A 17832-nucleotide genomic window follows, 5' to 3' on the forward strand; every position below is an offset into this window, starting at 1 on the left:
GTCTGTAGCCTGCTCCCGTGGGCACCCCAACCGAGCGGCTGGCCGTCGCCAAGACCTACAAGCTGTACGTGGGCGGCGCGTTCCCGCGGTCGGAGTCCGGCCGCACCTACCCCGTCACCGACTCCGGTGGGCGGCTGCTCGCGCACGCCGCCCTCGCCTCCCGTAAGGACGTCCGCGATGCCGTGAGCGCCGCGCGGGCCGCGTTCCCCGGCTGGTCAGGCGCCACCGCCTACAACCGGGGGCAGGTGCTCTACCGCGTCGCGGAGATGCTGCAGGGCCGCCACGAGCAGTTCACCGACGCCGTCGCGGCGGCCGAGGACGTCCCGCGCGACCGCGCCGCCGCGCTGGTGGACGCCACGGTCGACCGGTGGGTCTGGTACGCCGGGTGGACCGACAAGATCACGGGCCTGCTCGGGTCGGTGAACCCGGTGGCCGGGCCGTTGCTGTCGTGGTCAACCCCGGAGCCCACCGGCGTGGTGGCGGTGCTCGCGCCGCAGTCCTCCTCCCTGCTCGGGCTGGTGGACGTCCTCGCGCCGGTGCTCGCCACCGGCTGCACGGCCGTGGTCGTGGCGTCCGAGGCACGGCCGCTGCCGGCGATCGAGCTGGCCGAGGTGCTCGCCACGTCCGACCTGCCCGGCGGGGTCGCCAACCTGCTCACCGGCCGCGCCGGGGAGCTGGGGCCGTGGCTCGCCGCGCACGCCGAGGTGCAGGCGATCGACCTGATGGGCGCACCGGCCGACACGGCGGCGGAGCTCGAGGCGTCGGCCGCCGCCACCGTCAAACGCGTGTTGCCACGCCCGGCCACCGAACCGGACCCCACGCGCGCACCCGGCGTAACGCGCCTGCGCGCCTGGACCGAGATCAAGACGGTCTGGCACCCGGTAGGGCGCTGACCACCGCGAGTCCTAGGCTTCCCCCGTGGCCAGCGACATCGTCCCGATCCAGCTCTCGCTCACCGAGGGCGACCTCGTCACGCTGTGGGCCCCGCGGTGGCGGGAGGACGGCGAGGAATGGGAAGCGTTCCTCGGCGACGACGACTCCCTGTTCGCCTTCCCCGAGGTCACCCAGCTCGCCGCGTTCGTCCGCACGGCCACCGAGCACGACCTGACCGACCACCCTGCCTGGTCGGTGGTGCCGGACCTGACCGTCCCCGAGCTGACACCCGAGGAGACGCAGCGCTACGACATCGTCGGCGTGCCCGAGCTCGCCGCGGAGGACCCCGACACCTGGTCGGTCGGGGAGCTGGCGGAGATCACCGAGATGGTCCGCTCGATCGCCGACGTCTGCGAGCTGGACGGGGTCACCGAGGTTCTCGACGCAGCGCCGGCCTTCGCGCTGCTGCGCCAGGGCACGCTGCCGTTCGTCGGGCGCGAGGGCGCGCGGCTGTGGACGCAGATGCTGGAGACGATCGCCGAGCGCTGGGACGACGTCATCGACGCGCTCGACGACCTGGTCGACACGCCCGAGGTCGACCCGGCGGCGCTGGCCGCGGCGGAGAAGGAGGTCATCGTCGCCGACGACGCCGACACACCGCAGGGCGCCGCGGCCGACGAGGAGGACGACGAGGAGGAGGACGAGCCGGCGACCTTCTGGGAGGAGGTCGGCATCGACCCCATCCGGATCACCACCCCCGACGCCGAGTACCTGACGCTGCGCTGCTACCTGGACGACGCGCCGGTGTTCCTCGGCTCCGACGGCCGGATCGACGTGTTCTCGGGCGAGCGCGCGCTCGCCCGCTGGATCGGCGAGGACGGCGCCGACGGGCACGACCTGGTCGCCGCCTCGACGTGGCCGGAGATCGTCGAGCGCGCCGGGGTGGGCGAGCTCGAGGTGGTGGTCGACGAGGTGAACGCCTACACCCTCACCGGCCTCGCCGACGACCTCGCCGAGGGCCCGCTCGCCGTCGACCCCTCACAGCTCGACCTGGCCAGGGAGCTGCTGCTCGACGTGGGCGAGTGGGCGGGCGACAGCGAGCCGAAGGAGGCACTGGCCGAGTCGCAGGCGCTGGGCTGGCTCATCTCGTTCGTCACGAAACCCGACCCGACCCGCCTGGCGCCCAGCCCGCCGTTCAACCGGGAAGCCGTCCGCTTCGGCGAGCTGGTTGACGAGATGACGAAGCGGTTCCGCGAGCACTAGTCCCTCGGCCTCCGGGGGTCTCGGGGCGGGCCGATGAGGTTTGTGCTGCCTCGCCGGTCACGACGGCGGTGCCGGGGCGTCCGCCGCTCCGCTCCGTCTCGTGTCCCCGACATCCGAGGAGCCCCCGTGCGAGAGCTGCGGGTCGACATGTTCAGCACCGTTGACGGGTTCGGCGGCCCCGGGCCGCGATCGGCCCCGTACTGGGGCTACGGCGCGCCGGGTCTGTTCGAATGGATGCACGCACAGCTCGCCGAAGACCACGTCATGGTCATGGGCGCGACGTCGTACCGGTTGATGTCCGAGATCGTCGCGAACGGCGACGACCCGACGTTTGCCCGCATGGCGGAGCTTCCCAAGATCGTGTTCTCGAAGACGATCCAACCGCCCCTGACGTGGGCGAACACGACGATCATCAGCGAGCCGGTCGAGACGGCCATGCCCGAGTTGAAGGCGATGGCCGACGGCCTGCCGATGCGCACCATCGGCAGCCCGTCCCTGGTTCGCAGCCTCTTCCGACTCGGTCTGGTCGACCGGGTCCTGGTGATGCGGGTGGACGCCCTTCGAGCGGACGAGATCGACGTGATGGGGGTTGGGCGGGGTCTGGACCCCGCTCATGTCGATTTCGTGCGGTCCAGGGCGCGGCTGAGCTGTTCTAGGATGCGGTCGGGGCGGTGCAGGATGTCGAGTTTCGTGTACCGGTAGATGCGCCAGCCCTTGTCGACCAGTGCCGTGTAGCGGCCGACGTCGTGCAGCACCACGGCCGGGTCGGTGTGCCCCTCGCCCTCGTACTCGACGCCGATGAGGTACTCCGGGTAGGCCAGATCGAGCCACACTGCGCTGCGCGCCCGCTCGTCCTGCACCACCCACTGCGCTTCGGGCCGCGGCAGGCCGCACTGCACCATGACCATCCGCAGCCGCGTCTCCATCGGCGAGCCGGCCCGCCAGTCGGCGTGCGCGAGCACCTCGGCGACGCCGTCGTTCCCCCGCACCCCGGCGTAGCGCACGGCGAAGTGCCGCAGCAGGTCCGGCGCGAACCGGTGCCGGTTGGCCAGGGCATCGACGGCGACGACCCGCTCCACGAGGGCACCCCGGCGGGCGAGGTCGTAGGCGGTGCGGACCGGGCTCGTGACCTGCACCCCGCCGACCTCCCGGACCTCTCCGGGCGCCAGCCGCTCGCGGTGCACGAGCAGCCCGTCCGGGCTGCGCTGTCCCCGGTGGAGCACGGTGACCTCGGCCGGGGCGTTCTTCGGCCCGCAGGACGCCCCGAGCAGTTCGGCCGCGGAGTAGCCCGACAGCACCCCGCGCCCCTCGATGTAGCGGTACGCGGCGTGCGAGCGCAGCGCCAGGTCGGGCTGCGGCTCGTCGGGCGTGGTGACGTACGTGTCGGGGAACAGCCGCAGGAACCCCGGCCCGCGCAGCCGATCCCGGGTGACAAGCCCCGCCGCGACGGCCGCCGACCCGCGAAACGCGACAGGCCAGCCAGGAACACCAGACACGCCCCGAGGATGGATCTCTCGGCCCAGCTTGCGGGCGGGTTCCGCGAAACTGCCGCGAGATCGACCTCAGCGGGGTTCCGAGGCTGGAGTTCGCCCACCCCGTCGATCTCGCGGGTCCAGCCCCCCGGAGGACGCGGCCCGACCCCACCCGACCAGCCCGCCCCCGAACACCCAAGCCCGGCGGACGATCCAGCCGACGACGAACCACCGTTCTGAGTCGACCCAGACATGGCCGACACGCTGGACCCGCGGCAACAACGTCCGTACGTCCAGAGTCAGTACAGCTAGCCGGCCAGGCCCGCCTCGCGGGCGAGCAGGCCGAGCTGCGTGCGGTTGGAGCAGCCGAGCTTGTCCAGCGCCCGCGAGACGTACCCCTTCACCGTGGCCTCGGTCAGGAAGAGCCGTTTCGCCACCTCCGCGTTCGAGCAGCCCTCGCCGAGCAGCGCCACCACGTCCCGCTCCCGTTCGGTCAGCGGCGCCAGCCTGGCCTGCGCCCGGCGCCGGGTCGTGTGCTCGTCGGCCGACCGGTCGACGAGCCGGCCGGCCGCCGAGCGGGAGAGCACGGTGTGCCCGGCCGCGGCCACCCGCACCAGGCCGGCCAGGTCGTGGGGCGGCGTCGACTTGAGCAGGTAGCCCGCCGCCCCGGCCCGCAGCGCACGGTGCACGTGCTCGTCGCCGTCGAACGTCGTGAGCGCGACGACGGGCGGCGGGTCCGGGAGGGCGACGATCCGCGCGATGGCCGTGATCCCGTCGACGCCGGGCATCCGCAGGTCCATGAGCACGACGTCGGGCGAGTGCAGCACGACCCCCTCCACGGCCTCGGCCCCGTCGGCCGCGGTGGCGACGACCTCTATCCCCGCGGCGCCGAGGATCGTGCGCAGGTGGGCGCACACCATGGGCTCGTCGTCGGCCACCAGGACCCGGACCGTCATCGCACCTCCACGGGCAGGTCGGCCCTGACCTCGAAACCTCCGCCGGCGCGCGGCCCCGCGTGCAGCACGCCGCCGATCACTTCCACGCGCTCCCGCAGCCCGCGCAGCCCGCTCCCCGAGCCGGACCCTGCGAGTGCCGGGTCGGGTGGTGCCGGTGCGGCGGTGTTGCCCACCGAGACCGTCACGCCGTCGGCGCCGTAGCGCACCTCGACCTGCACGTCCGCGCCGGGCGCGTGCTTGTGCACGTTCGTCAGCGCCTCCTGCACGACGCGGTGGGCCGTACGCAACACGGCCGGCGGGACCCCGTCGTCCGGCCCGTGCTGCACGAGCTCCACCGGGACCCCCGCGGCCACCGATGCATCGACGAGCTCACGCAGCTCCCGGCGCGGCGCGGGCGGCCCGACCGCGGGCGACGCCCCGCCGGGCACCCGGCCGAAGACCCCGACCAGCTCGCGCAGCTCGTCGAGCGCCTGCATCCCGGCGACGCGCAACGCGTCGGCCGCCTGCCGGACCGCCGGGTCGTTCGCCGTGACCTCGAGCGCCCCGGCCTGCATCACCATCAGGCTCACCCGGTGGGTCACGACGTCGTGCATCTCGGCGGCGAGCCGGGCGCGCTCCTCGGCCCTGGCCTGCTCGGCGAGCAGCTGCTGCTCGCGCTCGGTGCGCTCGGCCTTCTCCCGCAGACCCGCGAGCAGGGTGCGCCTGGCGGCGAAGTAGCGGCCCGCGAGCGCGGGCACGGCCGTGTAGAGCAGGCCCAGCGGCACCGTCACCCACGACGGGTCCCACGGGCGGGTCGCCAGGAGCGTGATCACACCGACGAGCACCCACGTGGAGCGCCGGTCGCGCAGCTGCACGACCGTGGCCACGACCACACCGACGGTGGGCGGGATGAACGGGTCGCCCGTGAGTACCGGCGTGGCCACGAGGAGGCCCGGCGCGACCAGCTCGCTCCCGATCAGGACGAGGGACCCGGCGATCATCGTCCACATGACTGCGAGCGGGTAGCGGAACACCAGCACGAGCGACAGGTCCAGCACGAGCCGGACGACGAGCGCCGCCGCCGGTCCCGCCGGCCCCGTACTCTGCGATCCGAGCAGGAAGAGCAGCACGTCGAAGGCGGCGAAGAGCACCGCCGCCCCCACGACGAGCGCGACCGTGACCGGTCGCGGCCGTTCGACCTCCCGCACCCGGCCACGGTAACCGCGACGAGCCCCTGACGATCACCCTCGGCCGTGGGGTCGGGCACCTACTTTCGTCGGGTGCGGTTCCCTCCGTCGAGGACTGCCGCGCCGAGCGGTGATCCCATGTGATCGAGACATGACAACCGAGACCACCGACCCGCTCGTGCGGGTCGAAGCGGGGGGCCGCGGGCGGGACGGGGACTTCGCCCGCGGCCCCGTCCTCCTGATCGCCGCAGCAGTGGCGGCCGTCCTGGCGATCGCGAGCGAGAGCGCGGGCTACTTCTTCGACGAGCTGTACTTCCTCGTCGCGGGGCGCGACCACCTCGCGTGGGGCTACTTCGACCAGCCGCCGCTCGTGCCCGCGCTGGCCGGGCTGCTCGACCGGGTCGCGCCGGGGTCGCTGCTGGTGTTCCGGCTCCCGGTGACGCTCGGCGCCGCGCTCACCGTCGTGCTGGCAGCGCTGATCGCGCGGGAGCTGGGCGGCGGCCGCGGTGCGCAGGTGCTGGCCGCGGGTGCCGTCGCCGTGTCCGGGACCGTCCTGATGAGCCACTACCTCGCGACCTACACCGTCGACCCGGTGCTCTGGACGCTGCTGCTGTGGCTACTGGCCCGCTGGGTGCGCACCCGCTCGGACCGGCTGCTGCTGCTCGCCGGGGTCGTCACAGCGGTGAGTCTCCAGACGAAGTTCCTCGTGCCCGCGCTGTGGGCAGCGGTCGCGGTCGGCGTGCTCCTGTGCGGACCGCGGGAGATGCTGCGCAGACCGGCGCTCTGGGCCGGCGCGGCAGTTGCCGTCGTCGCCACCGTGCCGACGCTGCTGTGGCAGGCGGCGAACGGCTGGCCGTACGCGCAGATGGGCGCGGTCGTGCGCGACGAGTGGCCGGGCACTACAGGGTTCGTCCTCGGCGTTGTGCTGTTCGCGGGTCTGGTCGGCGCGCCGCTTGTGCTCGTCGGGCTCATCAGGGTGGGCATCGCGCTCGCCCGGCCGCCGCACCGGCATCCGGCCGCCTGGCTCGCGGTCGCGCTCGTCGGCGTGTGCGTGGCGTTCGCGCTCTCCGGAGGCCGCTCCTACTACACCCTCGCGATCCTCCCCGCGCTCGTCGCGCTCGGTGCCGTCAAGCTGACCGCGTGGGCGCGCGGCCGGGCCCGGCGGACCCGCGGGACGCTCGCGGCGCTCGGGTTCACGGTGGGCGCGGCGGCACTGCTGCTGAGCGTCCCTGTCCTGCCGGCCGCGTGGCTGGCCCAGATCCCCGGCGCGCCCGCTGCGGCCGTCGAGGCAGGGGAACGGGTGATGGAACCCGGTGCGATGGCGGCGACCGCCGCGTACCAGGCGCTGCCGGACGGAACTCGCCGGCAGACGGCCCTGTTCGCCCAGATCTACCCGCTCGCGGCGGCGGTCGACGTGCTCGGCGAGCGCGCGGGAGGCCCACCCGCCTACAGCCCGCACCGCGGCTACGGCTATTTCGCCCCACCCCCGGAGTCGCAGACGAACGCGCTGTGGGTCGGTTTCGAGACTGTGCCGGACACCTTCCGGCGGTACTTCGCGGACTGCGCGCCACGACCCGTCGACGGCCTGGAGGTGTGGCTCTGCACGGGCCGGACGACGCCGTGGGCGGCGATGTGGCCCTCCATCCGCAGCCGCTGACGCGCGCGAGGCGACACGCCGAGCTGGTACAGAAGCGTGACCTAGTTGCTGCGATCGTGTGACCGCCAGTCGGGTCAGGCGAGCAGCGCTGCGTAACCGGGCTTGATGACGTCGTTGATCATCGCCAGCCGCTCGTCGAAGCCGAGGAACGACGACTTCATAGCGTTGACCGTGAACCACTGAAGGTCGGCCCAGCCGTAGCCGAAGGTGTCGACGAGCGCGGTCATCTCGCTGGCCAGCGACACGTCCGACATCAGCCGGTTGTCGGTGTTCACCGTGACCCGGAACCGCAGCTCCGTGAGCAGGCCTATCGGGTGGTCCGCGAGCGACTTGGCCGCGCCCGTGTGCACGTTCGACGTCGGGCACATCTCCAGCGGGATGCGCTTGTCCCGCACGTACGCGGCGAGCAGACCGAGCCTCGGGGTGCCGTCGGCGCCGAGGGTGATGTCGTCGACGATCCGGACGCCGTGGCCGAGCCGGTCGGCCCCGCACCACTGCAGCGCCTCCCAGATCGACGGCAGCCCGAACGCCTCGCCCGCATGGATCGTGAAGTGCGCGTTCTGCTGGCGGAGGTACTCGAACGCGTCGAGGTGGCGGGTGGGCGGGAAGCCGGCCTCGGCGCCCGCGATGTCGAACCCCACCACTCCGAGGTCCCGGTACCGCACGGCCAGGTCGGCGATCTCCCGCGAACGGGCGGCGTGCCGCATGGCCGTGAGCAGGCAGCCCACCCGGATCCGCCTGCCACGCGCGGCCGCCCGTTCCGTGCCGACCCGGAAGCCCTCCAGCACCGCTTCGACGACGCCGTCGAGCTCCAAGCCCTGCTCCACGTGCAGCTCGGGGGCGAACCGAACCTCGGCGTAGACCACCCCGTCGGCCGCGAGGTCCTCGGCGCATTCCGCGGCCACCCGGACCAGCGCGTCCTCGGTCTGCATGACCCCGACCGTGTGGCCGAACGTCTCCAGGTACCGCACCAGCGACCCGGAGTGGGATGCGGCCAGGAACCACCCGCCCAGCTCGGCTGGATCCGTGCTGGGCAGCCCCGCGTAACCAGTGGCGTCCGCCAGCTCGACGACGGTGGCCGGGCGCAGCCCGCCGTCGAGGTGGTCGTGGAGGAGGACCTTGGGCGCGTCCCGGATGGTGTCGATGGTCAGAGGCGCAGGCACGCGGATCACGCTAGAACACCCAACCGGACATCTCCGGTCAGGGCAGCGCACGCTAGGCCGATCGGGCTACCGCACGTCCGATCGGGGAGCCGCGGAAGAGTGATCTGCAACGCTCGCTACCCTCGTTGGGCACTCCCCGATGTCCGGCTCAGAGGAAGCTCCCCGCGCCATGAGCAATGACTCCACGCTTTCCTTCGACCGCATGCGCGGCATGCTGGTGCGCGCCGCGGAGATCCGCGACAGCGAGCAGCAGCAGATCTTCGACTCGCTCGACGAGATCCATGCGCGCCTTGCCACGCTGGACGCCCTTGGCACCGTGCGCAAGCGGCTCACCGAGCTTCCCGACCGCACCGAGGTCAGCGTCCTGGCGGAGCGCCTCGACGAGACGGTCGCCAAGCTGGACGCCCAGGACTCGGCGATCGCCTCCGTCCTGCGGGCCGTCGAGGCGATGCCGGACAAGATGGCCAAGCCGATCGCGCAGCTCGACGGCAGGCTCGACGGGATGGCCGGCCGCCTGGAGGGCGTGTCGGGCCGCATGGACGGCCTCGACGACCGCCTCGGCGGCCTGCACAAGCGCCTCGACGACCTCGACAACCGCCTCGACCGCCACGAGATGCGGCTCGACGCGATGCCGTCGTCGGTGGGCACGCCGATCAAGGAGCGCATCGACGGCGTCGAGCGCATGGTCCGCGAGCAGCTCGACACAGCGCTGCGCTCGGTCGACGAGTCCGGCGAGGGCCTGCGCAACCTGCTCGGCGACACCAGCGTCGGCCTGCACCGCCGGCTCGAGGACCTCGCCGCCCGCCCTGCGGTCGACCCGACGGCGCCGCTGGACGGGCTCGCGCAGCAGCTGGAGTCCCTGGCCTCGCGCCTGGACAGCCTCTCGGTCCGGCTCGACACCCTGGAGAACGGGCTGTCCGGCCGCATGGAGGAGAAGTTCGGCAAGCTCGACGCCACGCTCGTGCAGCGCCCGGACGCCCACTCGCTGCAGTCACTGGTGGAGCAGGCCAACGCCGAGTCCGAGCGCCGCAACGCCGGCCAGCTCGACGAGGCCATGGCCACCTTCGCGGAGCTGATCCTCGGCCGCGGCCCGTCGGTTCACCAGATGCCCCCGCCTCCGCCGCGCCCGACCCAGCGGCGCGCGCGGGCCAAGGTCACGGTGAAGTCCCCGAACGGCGCCTCCGTGGTCGACACGGTGACGGACGACCCGGACGACTGAGCAGGCACCCTCTCCGTTCCGCCTGGAAAGCCACATCAGGGCAGCTACCGCCCTGATGTGGCTTTCCTGGCGTTCGGGGGCCTGCTCGTCGCGAACGAACGGGCCGTGAGTTAACAGCCCTGTAACACTAGGTGTCTCGCGCAGCAATACCGCCCAAGTCATCATGTCGTCATGACGACTTCCTCGGTCAGTCGTGCGAGCAGCGAACCGCTGCACGTCCAGCTCAAGCGAGCGCTCCTGGCCGACGTCAAGGCGCGCGGGCTGCGCCCGGGTGACCGGCTCCCGTCAGAACCTGAGATCGGCGACACCTACCGGGTATCGCGCGCGACCGTCCGCCAGGCGATCAGTGCGCTGGTGACCGAGGGCGTGCTGCACCGCATCCAGGGCAAGGGCACCTTCCTCGCTGACACCGGCACCACCGTCCCGCAGCTGAGCTCGCGCGGCGCGCTCACCTCGTTCACCCGCAACCTGCTCAGCCAGGGACACGTGCCCTCGGTCCGCACCCTGGTCTCCCACCGCCGGCCGCCACCCATGGCCGGCATCAGCGACCCGGCCGATGCCTTCGGCGGCGAGTGCCGGTACCTGCTTCGCACCCTGCTCGCCGACGGCAGACCCATCGGTCTACAGGAGACCTGGATCCCCGTCGCCGTACTCCGCGGCGCCGACGACGTCCTCGATGCCGATGTCCTTGCAGGCGGCTCGCTCTACGAGGCGCTGCGCGCTGCCCCCCTGAAACTCGCACTCCACAGTGGAGTGGAGACGGTCGGCGTCGCGCGCGCCGACGCGCTGTGCGCCGAGCTGATCGACTGCCAGGTCGACGACCCGGTCCTGCTCGGCCAGCGCTACGCCTACCTGCCCGACACGACGGTGGCCGAGTACTCGCGGATGCGCTACCGCGAGGACCGCTACGAGTACCGGATCGAGATGGGAGAGCTCCAGCCACTCAACGGCTGACCCCACGCGCGACACCCCGGCACTCCCCAACCCGTTCGCCCTAGCGCCGAGGGCTTCTTCGGCGTGCCCGAACTCCAATCCCCAGGAGCCGCCATGTCCGCCCCATCCCCCCTCGTGCGCCGCACCGCCTGGTGCGCGATCCCCATCGCCGCCGCACTCGCGCTCAGCGGCTGCACGCAGGCCGAGGTCGCCGCGCCCGCAGACACGTCCGCGTCGTCGGCTGCCGGCGCCGGCGTCGCCCCGGAGGAGGTCGCCGTCAGCGGGAAGGTCACCGAGACCGTCGGGCCCAACGGCGCCACCGGCGTCGGCACCGACCATCTCGTCCTCTCCGACGCCGACATCGCGCAGCTGCGCAACGGGAACTTCTCGGCCGCCCTCCTGCTACAGACGAACAGCGCGTGGGCCGACGCCGTCACGAAGGGGGCGCGCGAGCGGCTCGACCAGCTCGGCATCCGGCTCTCGGCGACGAGCAACTCGGCCTACAGTGCGGCGGACCAGGCCAACGCCGTGCGGACCGTGCTCGCCGACAAGCCCAGCGCCATCCTGGCCTGGCCGATCAACCCGGCCGAGCTCGCGCCGTCGCTGCGGCAGGCCGCGCAGGCAGGCTCGAAGCTCGCCTTCATCAGCAACATCCCCGATGGCTTCCAGCACGGCACCGACTACGTCGGCGTGGTGGGCGACGACCTGTACGGGATGGGCAAGGTGACGGCCGACGGGCTCGCTTCGGCGATCGGCGGTAGCGGCGACATCGGCTTCATCTACTTCAGCGCGAACGCCTACGTCGTGAACCAGCGCGACGCCGCGTTCCGCACCGCGATCGAGAACGACTACCCGAACATCCACATCGTGGCCAAGCAGGGCTTCTCCGACCCGTCGCAGGTGTTCGAGGTGGCACGCACGATGCTGCTGCAGAACCCGAGCATCAAGGCGATCTACGCGCCCTGGTCCGAGCCGGCCGCCGGCGTGATCCAGGCGCTCAACACCGCGAACCGCAATGACGTCTACGTCGGCACGATGGACCTCTCCAACACCGTCGCGCTCTCACTCGCGCAGGGCGGGGCCGTACGGGCGCTGGCGATCGACGACCCGTACGGCATCGGCGCTGCGATGGCGAACGAGGTGGGGCTCGCGCTCCTCGGCAAGGAGGTGCCGGCCTACGTCCAGGTCGGCGCGATGTCCGTGACCAAGGACAACCTCCTTCAGGCCTACTCCGATTACTACCGCTCCGAGCCCGACCCGCAGGTGGTGGCGGCGGTGAACCAGTGAGCACGCAGCAGGTTCTCGAGCGGGCCGGGACGGCTCCCGGCCCGCTCGGCGAGGCGGTGGCCCGCCTGCGCCGGGCCCCGTGGTCGGGCGCCGCTGTCTACGTCGGGTTCGTGCTGGTATTCGCCTACTTCGCGATCACCCTGGCCGACCGCGGCTTCCTGACCGGCCACAACTTCCTGACGATCCTCCAGCAGACCGCCCCCATCACCGTGATGGCCTGTGCGACGGTGTTCGTCCTGTCCGCCGCGGAGATCGACCTCTCGATCGGCGCGGTGGTGGCGCTCTCGGCAGTGGTCGGGGCGCAGGCCGTCAACGCCTTCGGGGCGCCCGTCGGCGCCGCCGTCGGGTTCGCCGTCGGCGTGCTGGCCGGGCTGCTCAACGGAACGCTCGTGGTGGCGCTGCGGGTGCCGTCGTTCCTCATCACGCTGGGCACGACAGAGCTCTTCGCCGGGGCGACCGAGATTTTCTCCCACCTGCAGGACATCCCCGTCAGCAACGTCGGTTTCGCGACGATCTTCGGCTCGGGCGCGTTCGCGTCGCTGCCGGTGGCTCTGCTGTGGAGCGTGGCGGCGCTGGTGGTCGCCCACCTCACCCTGCGCTGGACGGCTTTCGGCCAGCGGGTGCTCGCGACCGGCGACAACCGGATCAGCGCGCGGGCGGTCGGGATCAACACCTCCCGGGTCCGGATCGCGGTGCTCGCGGTAAGCGGTGGCGCGGCCGGGCTCGCCGGCCTGATCTACACCGGGCAGATCCAGGGCGCGATCTACACCCTCGGCGTCAACGACATGCTCGCGACGCTCGCCGCCGTCGTCATCGGCGGGACGACGCTGCGCGGCGGCTACGGTTCGGTCGTCGGCGCCTTCGTCGGGTCGATCCTCATGGGCGTGATCCGAAACGGACTGCTGCTCGCCGGGCTCACGGCCTCCCAGCAGACGCTCGTCACGGGCCTGATCATCGTTCTCGCCGTTGCGATCAGCCAGCGGGAGAAGGCATGACGACCACAGCGGACAGTACGACCGACAGTGCCACCGGCCTGCGGGTCGAGGGCCTCTACAAGTCCTACGCGGGAGTGCACGCGCTGGCCGACGTCGGGTTCGCGCTGCAGCCCGGGCAGGTCACCGCGCTCGTCGGCGACAACGGCGCCGGGAAGTCGACGCTCGTGAAGTGCCTGTCCGGACTGGTGCAGCCCGACGAGGGGCAGATCATCGTCGACGGCCGCCCCGCGGCGATGCACAGCCCCCGCGACGCCGCCGCGCTGGGCATCGAGACCGTGCACCAGGACCTGGCGCTGGTCCAGCACAGCACGGTGGCGCAGAACCTCTATCTGAACCGTGAGATCCGCACGAAGATCCCGGTGCTGCGCCAGCTCGGCTGGCTCGACCACCGCGCGATGCAGCGCCGCACCGAGGAGATCCTGCGTGAGCTGGGCATCCGCGTGCCGTCGGCGAAGGCCAGGGTCCGCGACCTGTCCGGCGGGCAGCGGCAGTGCATCGCGATCGGTCGGGCCGTCGGCTGGAGCCAGCGGATCGTCCTGCTGGACGAGCCGACCGCCGCGCTCGGCGTCGCCCAGACCGCCCTCGTCCTCGAACTGGTCCGCAAGCTCGCCGACCGCGGCGTCGCGGTCCTCGTGATCACCCACAACATGGAGCACGTCATGCAGGTCTGCGACCAGGTGCTCGTACTGCGGCTGGGGCGACTTGTCGCCGACAGGGCCGTGTCCGAACTCGACAGCACCGCCCTCGTCGAGTACATCACCGGACTGCGCAGCGATTTCGCGACGACCACGAACGGCGGGGACCGCGCGGAGCCCGCTGTGGGCGGGGAGCGCGCGTGAGCCTCGGAATCCCGCACCCGACCGACCGCCTCGCCGCCCTGTTCGACCGGCGAGGCCCGCTCATCGGCAACCTGCACCTCCCGCCGCTTCCCGGCGCGCCCGCCTACGCGGGGCAGTCGCTGGACGACATCTGCGCGCTTGCCGTCGAGGACACTCTGACGCTGGTGCGCAGCGGGTTCGACGGCATCATCGTCGAGAACGCCGGTGACCTGCCCTACGCGCGGCCCGAGCACATCGGCCCGGAGACGGTCGCCGCGCTCACCGTGGTGACACGCGAGGTGCGACGTGCGGCCGGCGTGCCCGTCGGGGTCATATGCGTGGCGAACGCGGTGGTCCCGAGCCTGGCCGTCGCGAAGGCGGCCGGCGCCGAGTTCGTGCGCGCCAACATCTGGGTCACCAGCTATGTCGCCAACGAAGGGCAGCTCGACGGAGTGGCCGCGGAGGCGTTGCGCTACGCGGCGTCGATCGGGGCGCGCGACGTGCTGGTGCTCGCGGACGTCAAGGTCAAGTTCGGCGCGCACACCCTCACCGCGGACCGCTCGCTCGCCGAGGTGTCCCGCGACATCCAGATGTACTGCGCCGACGCCGTCGTCGTGACCGGGACCCGGACCGGCTCGCCAACCGGGCCGGAGGACGTCCGTGAGGTGACGGGCGCGGTCGACCTGCCGGTGCTCGTCGGCAGTGGACTCGCGCCCGACAACGCGGCAGAGCTGCTCGCCGTGGCCGACGGCGCGATCGTCGGGGCGTTCGTGAAGCGCGACGGGAAGTGGTGGAACCCGGTGGACCCGGCCCGCGCCGAGGCTCTGGTCGCCGCCGCCCGGGCCGCCGAGCCCGCTGGCGGTCGCCCGTGAGCGACAGGCCCCTGGACCTGCTCGTGGTGGGCGACGCCGACGTCGACGTGTACGTGCGCGCCCCGCGCCGGCCGGGACCGGGCGAGAAGGTGCTCGGACAGCTGCTCGGAGTGCACCCGGGCGGTATGGGCGTGAACGTCGCCTGCGCGGCGGCCCGCCTCGGCCTGCGGGCCGGGATGGTCGCCGCGATCGGCGACGACGCGCACGGCCGGATGGCGCTCGACCACTACCGGGAGCTGGGCGTCGACGCGCAGTACGTGCGGCAGATCCCGGCGATCGCTACGTACGTCAGCGTCGTCACCCTCGACGAGGCAGGCGAGAAGTCCCTCGTCGTCGCCGACGGCGGCGCGCTGTTCCCGCCGGCGGACCTGCTGGCCGACGTCGACCTCGCCGCGGCGCGGGCCGTGCACCTGGTGCCCTTCGACCTCGAACGCGCCATCTGGACGGCCGAGGCCGGCCGCCGGGCCGGCGCGCTGGTCTCCGTGGACCTCGAGCCCACGATGGTCACCGACCGCCTTGCGGTGACCCGCCTGCTGCAGGTCACCGACCTGCTGTTCTGCAACCACTACACCGCGCTGGCCTTCGGGGAGACGATCGAGGAGGGGATCGCCGCGTTGCGCGCGCAGGGCGCCCCCGTCGTCGTGATGACGGCCGGGGCGGACGGAGCCGTCGTGCACGAGGGCACCGACTGTGTGCGGGTGCCCGCCGCGCCGGCCACCGTCGTCGATACGACGGGCGCAGGCGACTGCTTCGCAGCCGGGTTCCTCGGCGCCCGGCTGCACGGGGCCGACCTCGCCGCCGCGGCCCGCACCGGCGCCGCGGTCGCGGCCGCGGCCATCGGGTCGATAGGCGGAAGCGCGGGCGTCCGGCCGGTGGCGTGGACGTGACCGGCGTGCCGTCATACAGCGTCGCTCTGCTCGCACCCCGCGATCCCGCATCGGGCAGCGGCTGGCAGCGGATCCTCGACCAGGAGGGCGTGCCGCACCACCTCGCGACATCCGCGGCCGACCTGCCCGGAAGCGCCCTGCTCCTCGGCGAGGGTGAGCTGCCCGAGTGGGCCGCCGAGCACATCCGCGCGGGCGGGGTCGGGGTGCTCAGCGGGGCGCGGGCCCTGCCAGACCACGAACCCGGCCTCGCTCAGCGGGTGCGGGCGGTGATCAGCGGGTTCACCACACCCGGTGGACGCTGGGCCGCCGCGCCCGGTCCGGTCACGCTGCTTCCCCGCGGGACCCACCCCGCCCGACCGGGCGCCGGTAGCTTCCGAGTGCACGAGGACCGCGTCCCCAAGTACGACAGTGACCCGGATGTGCTGCCCGTGCTCGCGACGCACGGCATCGGGCGCGGGACGCTGCTCTACTCGCCCGTCGCGCTGACCGAGCTGCTGATGGCCGAGGGCGACCGCCTGCGGCGCTTCAGCGAACTGTCACTCGTGACCGAGCGAGTGAGCGCGATCGACAAGGCCGACGTCGCCGACACGCTGCTGGCGCTGCTGCGGGCGGGGTTCCGGCGCGCGGGGCTGCCGTTGGTGCGGCTGGGCCGCTACCCGGGCGGCGCACCCTCGGTGCTCATCGTGCGCGTCGACGTGGACGGCGCGTTCGCGCCCCGCACGCAGATGCTGCTCGACGCGACCACAGCCGCCGACCTTCCGGCGTCCTTCTTCGTGAACGCCGACCTGTGCCGGGCCCACCCGGGCCTGCCGGAGGAGTGGCCGGCGGCGGTGGAGGTCGGCCAGCACGCGGACGTGCACACGGCGTTCGACACGGTCGATGAGAACCTGCGCAACCTCAGGGCGGGCGCCGCATGGGTGGAGGAGCGGACGGGCCGCACAGTCCGGTCGTTCGTCGCACCCCGCGGGCTGTGGAACCCCGCGCTCGGAACGGCGCTGCGCACCCTCGGCTACCCGTACTCGTCGGACTTCGGCCTGGACTTCGACTCGCTGCCGTTCCGCGACAGCTCCGGGCTCCTGCAGGTGCCGGTGCACCCGTACTCACCCGAGCGGGCCCGGCGCTGGGCCGACGAGACCGGCGAGGCCCCGCTCGGGGCGGCGGAGACCGCGGCCTACTACGAGGCCGTGGCCCGCCGGCAGATCGCACTCGGCCGCCCGGTGCACATCTACGGCCACCCGGAGGTGCTCGGCCAGATGGCCGGCGTCGTGGTGCCCGCGCTGGCCGCCCTCGCGCGAGCCGCCGGGCTCGCTGTCCGCACGCTCGGCGAGTACGCGGCGTTCTGGCAGCGGCGTGAGCAGATGCGCCTCGCCGCGGCCTACGACGACGCCACCGGAGTGCTGGAGCTGAAGACCGCGGCGGGTGAGCGCGACGGCGTCACGATTGTCGTCGAGCCGAGCGCCACAACGTCGAAGGTCGTGCTCGACGGGACCGCGTATCCGGTGGTCCCCGGTAGAGAACTGGTACTGGAAGGAACTCGATGACCACCCCGCACAACCGTGAGCCTGCGCTCCTCTTTCTCGACTCGGCCGACCTCGGCGAGGCCCGCCGGGCCGCGGCGTCCGGGATCGTCAGCGGCATCACGACCAACCCGTCGATCATGGCGCTGCCCCGCGAGGCACAGCCGGGGCACCTGCTCCAACTGCTCGCGACATTCGGCGACGGGCCGGTCTTCTACCAGCTGACGGCGCGCGATCCCGGCGAGGCAGAGGCCGAGGTCCGCCGTGTCGACGAGCTGATCGGCCGGTACCGGGACCGGGTCGTGTTCAAGCTCCCGGCCCAGGAGTGGTTCTACGCACTGGGGGCCCGGCTGGTGACGGCCGGGCGGGAGGTGGCGTTCACGGCGGTGTACTCCCCGGGCCAGGCACTCGCCGCCGCGGCCGCCGGGGCGCGCTGGCTGATCCCTTACGTCGACCGCGCCGCGCGGCTGGACCCCGGAGCTGGTCCGGTGGTGCCCCGGCTGGCCGCCGTCGCGCCGCCCGGGCTCCGGATCCTCGCTGCCAGCGTCAAGTCGCCGGAGCAGGCGGTACAGGCCGTGGTGGACGGCGCGGCCGGGGTGACGACCACATGGCCGGTGATCGCGGGCCTGATGAACCACCCGCTGACGGACTCAGCAGTCGACGCCTTCGCCGAAGCGCTCGACGAGCTCGCGACGTCGGGCCGCTGACCGAGCCGCAGCGGGCTCACAACCGGAAGTGATCCGCCGGGACACTG

Annotated in this window: 17 protein-coding genes; 13 read left to right on the forward strand and 4 right to left on the reverse strand. The window is 72.8% G+C overall.

Features of this window, described 5'->3' with window-relative positions; all coding sequences use genetic code 11:
• Positions 1-17: 17 nt before the first annotated feature.
• From ABD143_RS01375 to ABD143_RS01385, 3 genes are all read left to right on the forward strand, one after another.
• A complete protein-coding gene (locus ABD143_RS01375) occupies positions 18-893 on the forward strand; it encodes an aldehyde dehydrogenase family protein (RefSeq protein WP_343969936.1) in 876 nt (291 codons plus the stop codon).
• A gap of 25 nt (positions 894-918) precedes the next feature.
• Positions 919-2136, forward strand: a complete 1218-nt coding sequence (locus tag ABD143_RS01380; RefSeq protein WP_343969939.1) for a primosomal protein — start codon at positions 919-921, stop codon at positions 2134-2136.
• A gap of 126 nt (positions 2137-2262) precedes the next feature.
• Positions 2263-2838, forward strand: a complete 576-nt coding sequence (locus ABD143_RS01385) for a dihydrofolate reductase family protein (RefSeq protein ID WP_343969942.1) — start codon at positions 2263-2265, stop codon at positions 2836-2838.
• Here the strand turns inward: ABD143_RS01385 and ABD143_RS01390 are convergent.
• The 3 genes from ABD143_RS01390 to ABD143_RS01400 all read right to left on the reverse strand — a co-directional run bounded on the left by ABD143_RS01390 (position 2748) and on the right by ABD143_RS01400 (position 5751).
• Positions 2748-3632 (reverse strand): hypothetical protein, encoded by an 885-nt coding sequence (locus ABD143_RS01390; RefSeq protein ID WP_343969945.1) that lies wholly within the window; start codon positions 3630-3632, stop codon positions 2748-2750. The two genes, ABD143_RS01385 and ABD143_RS01390, sit on opposite strands and share 91 nt — an antisense overlap.
• 284 nt (positions 3633-3916) lie before the next feature.
• A complete protein-coding gene (locus ABD143_RS01395; protein ID WP_343969948.1) occupies positions 3917-4564 on the reverse strand; it encodes a response regulator transcription factor in 648 nt (215 codons plus the stop codon).
• The gene (locus tag ABD143_RS01400; RefSeq protein WP_343969951.1) at positions 4561-5751 is read right to left on the reverse strand and encodes a sensor histidine kinase; all 1191 of its coding nucleotides are present in this window, start codon (positions 5749-5751) and stop codon (positions 4561-4563) included. The genes ABD143_RS01395 and ABD143_RS01400 overlap by 4 nt, the downstream gene beginning before the upstream one ends.
• Before the next feature lie 130 nt (positions 5752-5881).
• Here ABD143_RS01400 and ABD143_RS01405 point away from each other — a divergent pair, with 130 nt between their 5' ends.
• Positions 5882-7387: an ArnT family glycosyltransferase gene (locus ABD143_RS01405; RefSeq protein ID WP_343969954.1), complete on the forward strand. Its 1506-nt coding sequence runs from the start codon at positions 5882-5884 to the stop codon at positions 7385-7387.
• 74 nt (positions 7388-7461) lie between these two features.
• On the opposite strand, the gene ABD143_RS01410 is transcribed toward ABD143_RS01405, so the two are convergent.
• Positions 7462-8550, reverse strand: coding sequence for an adenosine deaminase (locus ABD143_RS01410; protein WP_343969956.1), 1089 nt, complete (start codon positions 8548-8550; stop codon positions 7462-7464).
• A gap of 169 nt (positions 8551-8719) precedes the next feature.
• Here ABD143_RS01410 and ABD143_RS01415 point away from each other — a divergent pair, with 169 nt between their 5' ends.
• The 9 genes from ABD143_RS01415 to ABD143_RS01455 all read left to right on the forward strand — a co-directional run bounded on the left by ABD143_RS01415 (position 8720) and on the right by ABD143_RS01455 (position 17785).
• A complete protein-coding gene (locus tag ABD143_RS01415; protein WP_343969959.1) occupies positions 8720-9769 on the forward strand; it encodes a PA containing protein in 1050 nt (349 codons plus the stop codon).
• 171 nt (positions 9770-9940) lie between these two features.
• The gene (locus ABD143_RS01420; RefSeq protein ID WP_343969962.1) at positions 9941-10723 is read left to right on the forward strand and encodes a GntR family transcriptional regulator; all 783 of its coding nucleotides are present in this window, start codon (positions 9941-9943) and stop codon (positions 10721-10723) included.
• A gap of 93 nt (positions 10724-10816) precedes the next feature.
• On the forward strand, positions 10817-11989 hold the full coding sequence (locus ABD143_RS01425; protein ID WP_343969966.1) for a substrate-binding domain-containing protein: 1173 nt from the start codon (positions 10817-10819) through the stop codon (positions 11987-11989).
• Positions 11986-12984, forward strand: a complete 999-nt coding sequence (locus tag ABD143_RS01430) for an ABC transporter permease (protein WP_343969969.1) — start codon at positions 11986-11988, stop codon at positions 12982-12984. Before ABD143_RS01425 ends, ABD143_RS01430 begins: the two co-directional genes overlap by 4 nt.
• Positions 12981-13823 (forward strand): ATP-binding cassette domain-containing protein, encoded by an 843-nt coding sequence (locus tag ABD143_RS01435; protein WP_343969972.1) that lies wholly within the window; start codon positions 12981-12983, stop codon positions 13821-13823. The genes ABD143_RS01430 and ABD143_RS01435 overlap by 4 nt, the downstream gene beginning before the upstream one ends.
• Positions 13820-14674, forward strand: coding sequence for a BtpA/SgcQ family protein (locus ABD143_RS01440; RefSeq protein ID WP_343969975.1), 855 nt, complete (start codon positions 13820-13822; stop codon positions 14672-14674). The genes ABD143_RS01435 and ABD143_RS01440 overlap by 4 nt, the downstream gene beginning before the upstream one ends.
• Complete coding sequence (locus ABD143_RS01445) at positions 14671-15561, forward strand: carbohydrate kinase family protein (RefSeq protein ID WP_343969978.1); 891 nt, start codon at positions 14671-14673, stop codon at positions 15559-15561. Before ABD143_RS01440 ends, ABD143_RS01445 begins: the two co-directional genes overlap by 4 nt.
• Positions 15562-15566: 5 nt before the next feature.
• The gene (locus tag ABD143_RS01450) at positions 15567-17102 is read left to right on the forward strand and encodes a polysaccharide deacetylase family protein (RefSeq protein WP_343969981.1); all 1536 of its coding nucleotides are present in this window, start codon (positions 15567-15569) and stop codon (positions 17100-17102) included.
• A complete protein-coding gene (locus ABD143_RS01455; protein ID WP_343969984.1) occupies positions 17099-17785 on the forward strand; it encodes a transaldolase family protein in 687 nt (228 codons plus the stop codon). Before ABD143_RS01450 ends, ABD143_RS01455 begins: the two co-directional genes overlap by 4 nt.
• The last annotated feature ends 47 nt before the right edge of the window (positions 17786-17832 follow it).

Source organism: Pseudonocardia aurantiaca (assembly GCF_039526725.1).
Taxonomy (GTDB): domain Bacteria; phylum Actinomycetota; class Actinomycetes; order Mycobacteriales; family Pseudonocardiaceae; genus Pseudonocardia; species Pseudonocardia aurantiaca.